Source organism: Clostridium aciditolerans (assembly GCF_016316925.1).
Taxonomy (GTDB): domain Bacteria; phylum Bacillota; class Clostridia; order Clostridiales; family Clostridiaceae; genus Clostridium_AM; species Clostridium_AM aciditolerans.
The window spans coordinates 1-11,671 of the sequence record NZ_JAEEGB010000055.1; the positions used below are offsets into that span (position 1 = coordinate 1).

Annotated in this window: 7 protein-coding genes, 1 tRNA gene and 1 rRNA gene; 3 read left to right on the plus strand and 6 right to left on the minus strand. The window is 31.9% G+C overall.

Annotation, left to right across the window (positions count from 1 at the left end; genetic code table 11):
* Positions 1 to 106, minus strand: a 16S ribosomal RNA gene (locus tag I6U51_RS24090); the annotation flags it as partial.
* Positions 107 to 1,312: 1,206 nt separating this feature from the next.
* Here I6U51_RS24090 and adhE point away from each other — a divergent pair.
* Positions 1,313 to 3,943: a bifunctional acetaldehyde-CoA/alcohol dehydrogenase gene (gene adhE / locus I6U51_RS24095; RefSeq protein ID WP_211145090.1), complete on the plus strand. Its 2,631-nt coding sequence runs from the start codon at positions 1,313 to 1,315 to the stop codon at positions 3,941 to 3,943.
* Positions 3,944 to 4,553: 610 nt separating this feature from the next.
* Positions 4,554 to 4,642: transfer RNA gene (locus tag I6U51_RS24105), tRNA-Leu, on the plus strand.
* 171 nt (positions 4,643 to 4,813) lie between these two features.
* Here the strand turns inward: I6U51_RS24105 and I6U51_RS24110 are convergent.
* From I6U51_RS24110 to pckA, 3 genes are all read right to left on the minus strand, one after another.
* Positions 4,814 to 5,644, minus strand: coding sequence for an undecaprenyl-diphosphate phosphatase (locus tag I6U51_RS24110; RefSeq protein ID WP_211145092.1), 831 nt, complete (start codon positions 5,642 to 5,644; stop codon positions 4,814 to 4,816).
* A 160-nt stretch (positions 5,645 to 5,804) separates the two neighbouring features.
* Positions 5,805 to 6,686, minus strand: coding sequence for an FUSC family protein (locus I6U51_RS24115; RefSeq protein WP_211145093.1), 882 nt, complete (start codon positions 6,684 to 6,686; stop codon positions 5,805 to 5,807).
* Between the two features lie 200 nt (positions 6,687 to 6,886).
* A complete protein-coding gene (gene pckA / locus I6U51_RS24120) occupies positions 6,887 to 8,473 on the minus strand; it encodes a phosphoenolpyruvate carboxykinase (ATP) (RefSeq protein ID WP_211145096.1) in 1,587 nt (528 codons plus the stop codon).
* 350 nt (positions 8,474 to 8,823) lie between these two features.
* On the opposite strand from pckA, the gene I6U51_RS24125 reads away from it, so the two are divergent.
* Positions 8,824 to 9,702 carry a YitT family protein gene (locus I6U51_RS24125; protein ID WP_246517674.1) on the plus strand — a complete coding sequence of 293 codons (879 nt, stop codon included), beginning with the start codon at positions 8,824 to 8,826 and terminating at the stop codon, positions 9,700 to 9,702.
* Between the two features lie 24 nt (positions 9,703 to 9,726).
* Here I6U51_RS24125 and I6U51_RS24130 read toward each other — a convergent pair whose 3' ends face one another.
* Positions 9,727 to 10,599, minus strand: coding sequence for a DMT family transporter (locus tag I6U51_RS24130; protein WP_343069866.1), 873 nt, complete (start codon positions 10,597 to 10,599; stop codon positions 9,727 to 9,729).
* A gap of 76 nt (positions 10,600 to 10,675) precedes the next feature.
* The gene (locus I6U51_RS24135; protein ID WP_211145095.1) at positions 10,676 to 11,416 is read right to left on the minus strand and encodes a glycerophosphodiester phosphodiesterase; all 741 of its coding nucleotides are present in this window, start codon (positions 11,414 to 11,416) and stop codon (positions 10,676 to 10,678) included.
* Positions 11,417 to 11,671 lie beyond the last annotated feature (255 nt).

Below are 11,671 nucleotides of genomic sequence, written 5' to 3' on the forward strand. Positions count from 1 at the left end.
TCACCCGTCCGCCGCTAATCCACCCCGAAGGGCTTCATCGCTCGACTTGCATGTGTTAGGCACGCCGCCAGCGTTCGTCCTGAGCCAGGATCAAACTCTCAATTTAAAAGTTTGAATGCTCATTAGTTAAGCAGACATCCAAAATCTCTGATTTTGTGATGGTCGCTTAGTTAAACACGTCAGTGTTTAACTTCCTTTTCTACTTATAAAAGTAGTTCAAAAGAATTGCTGGTTTAGTTTACTTAATAAAAGTTTAAATAACTTTTAACCTCTGTTTAATTTTCAAAGACCAAATATTTTGGTTTTATTAGAATATCATACAACTTAATTCTTGTCAACATTTTTCTTTTGTTGATTTTTTATTAAGTTTTTATCATCTCTCGACGACATATGTTATTTTATCACAAAACACTACTCATGAATCTAATATGTTCTTATTTATTCGACTTTATCTTTTTTATTCTAATAATACCTACTATTTTTTTCTTTTTTCATATATTGATACACTAGGATAAGTTTGCTGCTAAATTTTATAAAGTCTTATTTTAGAGGCTTTTATTATTCTGCCGACGAAATCTTTATCTATATTGTAAACTTTAGATTACTTTACTTTTTCCTACATCTATATAGTACATTAAAATTTATCTATTCATTACTTTAATATGTATTTATCTTCACTTGTAATCTATAGGAACACAATATTTTATTAACTTGTAGGCAAATAACTTTATTTAAATCATTAATTAGAGATTTCTATTCAAGATTTTAGCTCTCTGCTTGACCAGAAAACTCTATAGATAAGTGGACAAATTTCCTGATTAGCTTATCCGTAGTAGTCTCCCCTGATTTAGGAAGCAATGAAATTTAAGCTTGTGATATTCTACTGAAACTACCACATATAAGTTAAGCTTCGAATTTATTTATCTATGTAGAAGTAATTTGTTTACTAAACAAAAATATATTTATTAACAATTTATTTTACCAAAATCTGTTACATGTTTTTTATTTAACTGTTTCACTCTATAAAAGTTAAGTATTTAACAATCTCATCTTTGCTGTTTCATATAATTTCATTATATTTTTATGCATATTGTTATATTTAGATAACGTTTACACTAATTTTTAGCAAGAATATTGATAAAAATTTCTCAAAGTATGATTGACATTTAACAAACAATGATACATAATAGTATTATAAATCACAAGAGTGGTAAACAAAAACAGTAAATACTAACTTACTTAACGATAATTCAGAGTATTAAAAACTCTTTAGTGTGTTCATTAATAAAAACTGAGAAAGAGGTGCTAATCAATGAAAGTAACAAATATTGACGAATTAATGAAAAAATTAGAAGAGGTAAAAGCTGCTCAGAAAAAGTTTTCTACCTACACACAAGAACAGGTTGATGAAATTTTTAGACAAGCAGCAATGGCAGCAAATAACGCAAGAATAAAGCTTGCTAAAATGGCTGTAGAAGAATCTGGAATGGGAATTGTAGAAGACAAGGTTATAAAAAACCACTTTGCTTCAGAATATATATACAATAAATATAAAGATGATAAGACTTGCGGAGTTATAGAAGAAGATGCATCCTTCGGTATAAAAAAAGTTGCAGAACCAATAGGAGTAATTGCTGCTGTTGTTCCAACAACTAATCCAACATCAACTGCTATTTTTAAAGCACTAATAGCTTTAAAAACTAGAAACGCTATAATCTTCTCCCCTCACCCAAGAGCAAAAAATTCAACTATAGCTGCAGCTAAAATAATTCTGGATGCAGCAGTAGCAGCTGGTGCTCCAGAAGGAATAGTGGCATGGATAGATGAACCATCAGTTGAACTTTCTCAGGTTGTTATGAGCCAAGCAGATATAACTCTTGCAACAGGTGGTCCAGGAATGGTTAGGGCTGCCTACTCATCAGGTAAACCAGCTATCGGTGTTGGCGCAGGTAATACACCAGCTATAATTGATGAAACTGCTCATATAAAAATGGCTGTAAACTCAATACTTCTTTCAAAGACTTTCGACAATGGTGTTATCTGTGCTTCTGAACAATCAGTAATAGCTCTAGACTCAGTATATGATGAAGTAAGAAAAGAGTTCGCAGAAAGAGGAGCTTACATCCTCAAAAAAGATGAAATAGATAAAGTTAGAAATACAATATTAATAAATGGTTCTTTAAACGCTAAAATAGTAGGTCAGTCAGCTTACAAGATAGCTGAAATGGCTGGAGTAAAAGTTCCTGAGACTGCAAAAGTTCTTATTGGAGAAGTAGAATCAGTTGAGCTTGAAGAAGCATTCTCACATGAAAAACTATCCCCTGTTCTCGCTTTATATAGAGCAAAGAACTTTGACGAAGCACTTGCTAAGGCTGAAAGACTTGTTGAGTTAGGGGGATTTGGTCATACATCAGTATTATACGCTGATACTATGACTGCAAAAGATAAAGTAGAAAAATTCGGCGCTGCTATGAAGACTGGAAGAACAATAATAAACATGCCTTCAGCGCAAGGTGCTATAGGAGATTTATATAACTTTAAATTAGCTCCTTCTCTAACATTGGGTTGTGGATCATGGGGTGGAAATTCTGTATCAGAAAACGTTGGCCCTAAACACCTACTAAACATTAAGAGTGTAGCTGAGAGGAGAGAAAATATGCTTTGGTTTAGAGTTCCAGAAAAAGTTTACTTTAAATATGGTTCACTTGGAGTTGCATTAAGAGAATTAAAGGATATGAATAAAAAGAAAGCATTTATAGTAACTGACAAGGTTCTTTACAAATTAGGATACTGCGATAAGGTTACTAAAGTTCTTGAGGAAATCGGAGTTGACTTCAAGATATTTACGGATGTAGAGCCAGATCCAACTCTAGCTACAGCTAAAAAAGGTGCTGCTGAAATGATGAGCTACAATCCAGATACTATTATAGCTGTTGGTGGTGGTTCAGCTATGGACGCTGCTAAGATTATGTGGGTAATGTATGAGCACCCAGAAGTAAAATTTGAAGATCTAGCTATGAGATTTATGGATATAAGAAAGAGAGTATACGCTTTTCCTCACTTAGGTGATAAAGCTATGATGATATCAGTGGCAACATCCGCTGGTACTGGTTCAGAAGTTACTCCATTTGCAGTTATAACTGACGAAAAAACAAGCGTTAAATACCCACTTGCTGACTACGAGCTAACTCCAGATATGGCTATCGTTGATGCTGAATTAATGATGGGTATGCCAAAAGGGTTAACTGCTGCATCAGGTATAGATGCATTAACTCATGCTATAGAAGCTTACGTTTCAGTTCTTGCTTCAGAATTTACAAATGGATTAGCGCTAGAAGCAATGAGATTAATATTCAAATACTTACCACAAGCTTATGCTGAGGGTACGACTAACGTAAAAGCAAGAGAAAAAATGGCTCACGCTTCAACTATGGCTGGTATGGCATTCGCTAATGCATTCTTAGGAGTATGTCATTCGATGGCACACAAACTAGGATCTGCTCATCACATACCACACGGAGTTGCTAACGGATTGTTAATCAATGAAGTTATTAAATTCAACGCAGTAGATAGTCCAAGAAAACAAGCTGCATTCCCACAATATAAGTATCCAAATGCTAAGTGGAGATATGCTAAAATTGCTGATTACCTAAACCTAGGCGGAAACACTGAAGATGAAAAAGTTGAATTATTAATAAAAGCTATAGACGAATTAAAAACTAAGATAAATATACCAATGACTATACATGAAGCTGGAGTTACAAAAGAGAAATTCTTTGCTAGCTTAGATGATATGTCAGAACAAGCTTTTGACGATCAATGTACAGGAGCTAACCCAAGATATCCATTAATAAGCGAAATTAAACAAATGTATATAAATGTTTTCGATAAAGTTGAAACAGTTAAAGAAGCTGCAATAACTAAAGAAGTGAAGAAAAATTAATAAACTATAGGGTTACAAACTAGAAAATTGACTTACACAAAGGGATATGTTTCCAAAGCTGAAGGTAGATTTAAAAACTTTTATATGAAACTCCTCCTTCTTACGTCAGAGGAGTAAGCGATTCGCACAAAATCATAGATTTTGGCTCTCTGCTTAACGGACTGAAGCTTGGAAACATAGTCCGGGGTGTAAGTCAATTTTCGGCCTTGCAACCCTATAACTTAATTAAAAAGGATGGTGTATCAATATGATAGTATCCATTGATAAAAAATCAGTTGGCTTAATAAAAGAGATGCTAAAAGAACAAAATAAAGAAGCTATTAGAATCGCAAAACGAGGAGTTGGCTGAGGCGGTCTTCAACTAGAAATTGTTCTGGATGAACAAAAACCTAATGATGACGTTGTAGTAGATAGTGGCATAAAGATTGCAGCTGATAAAAGCTTTTCTTTTTTCTTTACTAGTGCATTGATTACCCATAAGGAGGGCATTTTTGGTCCTAGATTTAAACTTACAACAAAACAATAATTAAGGCGGATAAAAAAATATTTTTATAATAATGTTGACAAAGCACCGTATTTATCATATAATAAACCTTGTCGAAAGCAACATGCTGGAGTGGCGGAACTGGCAGACGCACAGGACTTAAAATCCTGCGGGCTTTAAAACCCGTACCGGTTCGATTCCGGTCTTCAGCACCAAGACGAGTTTTTATAACTCGTCTTTTTTATTTTGTTCTATTATATTATAACTGATAATATGAAATGTTACTTCTTTTGTATTATAGAAATATTTTATCTTATATAAAAGTCTATTTACAAAGAATCTATCTAAAAAAATAAAACCCAGGAAATCCCGGGTTTTTATTCTATCTAAGCTATAACCTTTGTAAATGCTAATACAAGTATTATAATTCCAACCAGTATTCTATATATAGCAAAAATCCTCATAGGCTTTCTTTGTAGAAATTTAATAAACTTCTCTACAACTACCAATGCAACAACAAATGACACTACAAAGCCTACTATAAGAGCTACAATCTCAGCACTATTCATTGATATCTTAAGCTTAATTAGTGAAAGTCCACTAGCTGCTACCATTGTAGGTATAGCTAAGAAAAATGAGAATTCAGCTGCAGCGAATGTATTCAATCCACTCACCCATGCTCCCATTATAGTAGAAGCTGATCTTGACATACCTGGCCATAATGCAAGACACTGAAAACACCCTATCTTAAATGCTTGTACCACATTTACATCATCTATACTTCTTGTGGTATTTCCTCTTCTATATTTATTCTCCATAAATATCATTAGCAATCCACCTACTACTAGTGCAAGTGAAACAGTAACGGCATTAAATAACTTTTCTTCTATAGTTTTATGCAGAAGAAGTCCAATAACTGCAGATGGTATAAAAGCTACTAGTATATTAAACCATAGTTTAAATCCTGACTTTCCTGGAGCAAGATTTTCTAATGAGTTTCTTATCTTCTTCCAATACAATACTACAATAGCTAATATAGCACCAAGCTGAATTACTACTTCAAACATATCTATATAAGCTTTTCGATATGCTGGTGCTTGAAAGTTAATTAAATTTCCAACAATAATCATATGTCCTGTAGATGATATAGGTAAAAACTCCGTAATACCTTCTACAATACCAATAATAACAGCCTTAAATATAAGCAAAAAATCCATTTTTCACACTCACTCTCTCATTTAGTTTTATACAACATTATAATTATACTATCATTGTTAATATCCGTACAACAAAACTTTATAAATAAATTATTACAATATAGTTACAAATAGTTTAGACATATGAAATAGAAATACATCATATTGATATTGGAGGCTACTAATACATTATATCTTTATTTAAATCCTTTAGCATATAAAGACCTTTTAAGGTTTTGTTAACATGATAATTATATACAGCTCCAGCTTCACTATTTTTTTCTTCATGGTCAAAATCACATCTAAACAACTCTTTAATGCTTAAGTAGTTCTCATAATCTAAGCTATGATCATTTTCTAGGGACTGGATTATCTTTAAGTGCATATGTATGTTCTTGCAAATATCCAAGATTTCATTTAACTTGTTTATTTGTGCATCTATCTGTTTTATTCTAAATTCTGATAAATATATATTTAATGCCTCTTCAAGAATTGAGATTTCTTTTTCCAATGTCTTTAAATCTAATTCATTATTATTACAGAACTTGTCTCTAACAATATCAAACACTTTGTCTATTGCTAATATGCATTCTGTATATATCTTATCTAAGTGTTTGGGCGGTGATATGAAATAATTAACAAGTACAGCTATAGCAATACCTATGAATGTATCTATTATTCTACTCATACTATATGAAACAGGACTTCTTCCCTTTAAATTTAACATTATAACTAAAAAAACCGTGCAGGATATAGTTATTGACTTATTCCAATCGAGTAAATCACAGATATATATTACAAGAACAACTCCAATACCGCAAAGCAATACATTCTCTGGATGAATTAAAGCAAATATAAGCCCTATCAAAGCGCCAACCATAGTTCCAAGCATTCTATTTTTCCCTGCTTTAAAGGAATCTGAAACCGAGCTTTGCATAGCCATAACTGCCGCAATTGCTGCATAGAATATATCCTGTCTATTTAAGAACTGTGATAATGCTACACATAAAGCTACAGATAATGCTGTTTTTATATTTCTCATCCCTATTCTCTTAGTCTTCATACCCCAACCTCCCTCGCATCAAATACTTTAACTTAAGGCATAATCAAATAAATAATAGACCAGTATTCTCGCATATTTGGCCTCTTATTTCTTTTCGTATGTCTTAAGTTAAAAACTTCGTTTCTAAATTACCTTTATAGAAACGAAGTTTTATTATCTATTATATATTAAAAGTATAACAATTATCTACTGTTTTTTAATTATACACATGAAGCTTCTTTTGTTGCAGGGCCTGCCTCAACTATGCTTTCAGGTACATTTTTAAACTTCTTAAAGTTTTGTTGAAACTTTTCAGCAAGTTCTAGTGCTTTAGTGTCATATGCTCCCTTATCTTCCCAAGTATTCTTAGGATTTAATATTTCTGATGGAACTCCCGGACATTCTACAGGCATAGAAATCTTAAATATAGGATGTTCCATATATTGCACATCTTTTAATTTTCCTTCTAATGCTGCTTTTACCATCGTTCTTGTATAAGAAAGCTTTATTCTATCTCCCTTGCCATATCCACCACTTAACCATCCAGTGTTTACAAGATAAACATCTGTACCATATTTATCTATTTTTTCACCAAGAAGTTCAGCATATACAGCTGGGTTCATAAGCATAAATGGTTCTCCAAAGCATGATGAGAAAGTAGCTTTTGGCTCAGTTATTCCTCTCTCAGTTCCTGCAACCTTACTTGTATAACCTGACATAAAGTGATACATAGCTGCTTCCTTAGATAATTTAGCTATTGGAGGCATTACACCAAAAGCATCTGCAGTTAGGAATATTATAGTATCTGGATTTCCACCCATTCCACTCTTTTCTATATTATCAATATATTCAATTGGATAAGCAGCTCTTGTATTTTCAGTATACTTGTTGCTATCATAATCTGGCTTACCATTTGAGTGAAGAACTACATTCTCAAGTATTGTACCAAATTTTATAGCATTGTATATCTCTTTTTCCTTATCCTTGTCCAGCTTTATAGCCTTTGCATAGCATCCTCCTTCAAAGTTAAACACACCTTTATCGGACCAGCCATGCTCATCATCACCAATTAATCTTCTTTCTGGATCAGTTGATAATGTAGTTTTTCCAGTACCAGATAATCCAAAGAATATAGCTGTTCTTCCGTCATTTCCTATATTTGCTGAGCAATGCATTGGCATTACTCCTTTTTCAGGTAATAGGAAGTTCATAACAGAAAATACTGATTTCTTTATCTCTCCTGAATATTGAGTTCCGCCTATCAATATAATCTTTTTATCAAAGTTTACTAATATAAATGCTTCAGAATTCAATCCATCTTCTTTTCCATTAGCCTTAAATCCTGGAGCAGCAATTATATTAAATTTAGCTTCAAAATCTACCAGCTCAGATACTGTTGGTCTTCTAAATAATTGATTTGCAAACATAGCCTCATAAGCACATTCACAAACTGTTCTTATAGGAAGAGTATATTCTTTATCCGCACCTACAAATCCGTCAAATACAAAAATATCTTTTCCTTTTAAATAATTAACAACCTTATCATACATTTTATTGAATATATCTTCATCTATAGGTTGATTAACTTCACCCCAGTTGATTTTATCTTCAATACTACTTTGTTTAACTATAAATCTATCTTTAGGTGATCTACCTGTATATTTTCCTGTATTTACAACAAGGGCTCCTTTATCTGATAAAACGCCCTCTCCTCTTTTAACCGCAACTTCTACTAACTCCGATACAGATAAATTCCTATATATATTTTTACATCCATTAATATTTAAACAATCCAAATTTATACTCATGCTCATTTCGTAACCTCCCAAATACTCTATATTATTATATTACACCAAGAATAAAAAAATGCAAGAAAAAATTTATATTTTTGCCTTTTTGCTTTACTTTTGATAAATAAATTGCAATACTATACCCTACTAAATACATAAAACCTCTAAAATGCTATACTAATTCAAATGTGATATACTATATATGAAATTTTTCACAGCTTGTACTTGCAAATTTTACGCAAAATTAAAAGGTAACAAATTATTAATATAATATGTGTTGTCTAATAAAGTATTTTATGCTAATATCATCTATGCGTGAATTGAAAATTGCAAATTTAATATTTTTTTACTTAAAGGAGGGTTACATAATGAACAACTTAAAGAACTTTTTTGATAAGAATAGCATAATAATGGAATATTCATTATTAATAATAGGAAGTATAATATTAGCTTTTACAACCGCTGTATTTATGATACCTTGTAATATCGGAAGCGGCGGGGTTACTGGTATAGCACTTTCCTTGAATAAAATATTTGGAGCTAAGGTTGGATTAACAACTATGCTAATAAATGCACCTTTATTTATTTTTGGATACAAGCTATTAGGTAAAAAATTCACAATAAGAAGCACTTTTGTGGTAGTTATTACCTCTGTCTTAATAGACAATATGAATAAATTTATTTCAATTAATCAATTTAATGACACATTGCTTGCATCTATATTTTGCGGCGCGCTTTTTGGCGTTGGAATGTCCTTTATATTTATAGCCTATGGATCTACTGGTGGACTAGATATATCTGCAAAAATTATAAATAATAATTTTAAGTCAATTCAGCTCTCAACACTGCTTTTACTTCAAGATATTGTTGTATATATACTAGTTGGAGTTGTAATGGGTCCTCGCTCAGTAATGTATGCTATTATTATGAGCTTTGTTAGATCAAAAACTATGGATACTATACAAGAAAGTCTTGCTTCTTCAAGACAATGCGTAATAATCTGTGAAGAATCAGATTCTATAATTAATGAAATACAAACTAGATTGGCAAGAGGGGTAACTGTGCTTGATGCTGTTGGCGGGTACTCAAGCATTAATAAGAAGTTTATATATCTAGTTATACAAAGAAATCAATTAAGTACACTAAAAGAAATTGTAAGTGAAATAGATCCTACCTCATTTGTGACTATATCACCAGTGAATAACATCTTAGGAAACTTTAAAAATAGAGCTCTTACAGTACAATAGGGTATGGCGCCTTAGCGCCATACCCTATTTTTGTTCTCTAATAAGATATACAGCATATACTATTAAACTTGCTCCTATAATCTGTGTAATTGAAATAGTCTCCCTTAAGAATACAAAGGATACTATCACAGCCGTTGGTATCTCTAGGTTACCTATTACTGAAACCTTTAACGCTCCAATATGCTGTATAGATTTATATAGTAACGTAAGTGGTACTATCTCACACAAAACTGCAAGAATTATTATGTACACAAGACTTTCAAATTTTATATTGCCTTCAAACAAAAATCCAGGCTTTCTCATGAAGAATAAGGTTATTAATGAAAATAGTGTAGAATAGGCATTTATTGATAATGCATCTGCATTATCCAACCTCTTTTCTGTATATAAATTCATAAAAGCATAGAATACTGCACTTAAAAGTCCAAAAATTAATCCTTTGATTGAGTATCCTCCTCCTGCTGAGAATATATTTAAGGTAAGAGTACACCCTACAAAAGCCATAAATATAGCCATTATTTTTTTCGGCTCAATTTTTTGCTTTTGAAATATAGAAGAGTAAATGAACACCATTATAGGATATGTAAATAAAAGCATAGTAACCATTGCTACCTGAAGGTGTTCAAATGCCTTATAATAAAATACTGTCATCAAGGTGTTTCCCACTACACCAAGGACAGCCATATTAAATAGCTCTCTTTTACTAACATGAAGTTTCTTTCTATCCTTCAAAAATGCAATCAGAAACATTAAAAATACTGCTATCATATATTGAACTATAAGTAAGCTTATAGAATCTAATCCTGTCTTATAAGCAAGCTTTACAAATATTCCAGCAGTACCAAATAAAATTGCTGAGATTGCAGCATAGATATATCCTTTTTTCAATATAATCACGTCCTTACTAAATTGTGTTGGTACTTTAATTCGTAATATAAAAATTTTGCGACGCAAAATTTTTATTTTCCGAATTTCAGATATTAGTCCTTAGAAGTATATCTTTTAACCTGTCCGGATAATTCGTTATTATCCCATCTACTCCTAAACTAATCATATTTATCATGTCTTCTTCTTCATTAACAGTATATACATTTATATCTATATTTTTAGATTTTATATTCTCTACGATTTCTTTAGAATATACAGCTTGAAAATTAGGATGAAGAGCATCCGCACCTACATATTTTATGTATTTTTCAGGATGATATAAGATTTCGTCATATAATAGTCCTGTTTTAATACTATTATCTAACTCTTTGCATTTAACCATTGAATAATGATTAAATGATGAAATTATACAGTTGGCTTGTATTCCATATTTATAAACCTTATCGATGACTACTTCCTCTATATTTTCATATTGTATTATGCTATTTTTTAGCTCAAGATTTATGAGCATATTTTTGTCTTTTATATAGTCTAAGAACTCATCTAATGTAGGTATTCTGCATCCTGAAAATTTATGGTCTTTTTTAATACCTGCATCTAATTTTGATAGTTCTAAATAGGTGTAGTTTTTTATAAATCCACTTCCATCAGTAGATCTCTCTAATGTTTCATCATGACATATGACCGCTACTCCATCTTTAGTAAGCTGAACATCTGTCTCAATACCATCACATTGTACTTCTACAGCTTTCTCGAAGGCTAACATTGTATTCTCAGGATAAATGCCACTAAATCCTCTATGAGCTATGTTTAGAATTTTCTTCAAAGTATCACCTCCATTTTGATGTAGTCCCGCTATAGGATTACTAACTGGAAAGTTAGCTTATACAGAGGGATATGTTTCCAAAGCTGAAGTAGATTTAAAAACTTTGCGCCAGTCTTAGTGAAGGGTTTTAAGAGAACCTTAGAACTTTAAGTTGTTTGAGCACGGCGAGTTCTCGAAAGTTCTTAGGTTATCTTGAAACACAAGCTATAGAATTACTAAAAGTTATTAACGTGCTGAAGATAGGAAACAAATCCC

Bases quoted from the DNA above. Each gene is read 5' to 3' on its own strand.
- I6U51_RS24115 (WP_211145093.1), bottom strand. From the start codon at position 6,686: ATGAAGACTAAGAGAATAGGGATGAGAAATATAAAAACAGCATTATCT.
- pckA (WP_211145096.1), bottom strand. From the start codon at position 8,473: ATGAGTATAAATTTGGATTGTTTAAATATTAATGGATGTAAAAATATA.
- I6U51_RS24110 (WP_211145092.1), bottom strand. From the start codon at position 5,644: ATGGATTTTTTGCTTATATTTAAGGCTGTTATTATTGGTATTGTAGAA.
- adhE (WP_211145090.1), top strand. From the start codon at position 1,313: ATGAAAGTAACAAATATTGACGAATTAATGAAAAAATTAGAAGAGGTA.
- I6U51_RS24125 (WP_246517674.1), top strand. From the start codon at position 8,824: ATGAACAACTTAAAGAACTTTTTTGATAAGAATAGCATAATAATGGAA.